The 445-nt window shown below is 47.9% G+C and carries 1 pseudogene; it reads right to left on the reverse strand.

From position 1 onward, the window contains the following. A pseudogene (locus MTCD1_RS18535) lies at positions 1-410 on the reverse strand (type II and III secretion system protein family protein); the annotation flags it as partial. Between the last annotated feature and the right edge of the window lie 35 nt (positions 411-445).

Genomic DNA, 445 nt, shown 5'->3' on the forward strand with positions numbered 1-445 from the left:
TCAAATTGGAACGCCCCACCCCCCCCCGCCACGCCTCCCGACACTTTAGAACCTTTATTGAAGATAAAAAATGTAGAATCGAATTGACGGGCGACTTCTCGCTGAACTTCGGCAATCACCACTTCCAGCATGACCTGGTGGTCCCCACCCACTGTCATCATGTTCAATACTGTGCTCTTGACCTTAGACACAGATGCCGCGGCGGCGTATGCCTTAGCGAGCTCGACCGCTGTATTCATCTTTTTCAGGTTAGATGCCTGTCCGCTTATCAACAGATGACCCTGAGAAGTTTGAACGCCAAGCTTTTCACCGGGTAAGAATTCGTGTAGGCGTAATTTAAGTCCGTTAAGGTCATGGGTGATCTCGATATCGATAACATCAACCAATCGCTCGTTTTCATCCCAGATCATGATATTAGTGCTGCCTAGTTTCTTACCTAATACAT

Source organism: Colwellia marinimaniae, assembly GCF_002207865.1.
In the GTDB taxonomy this organism is placed as follows: domain Bacteria; phylum Pseudomonadota; class Gammaproteobacteria; order Enterobacterales; family Alteromonadaceae; genus Colwellia; species Colwellia marinimaniae.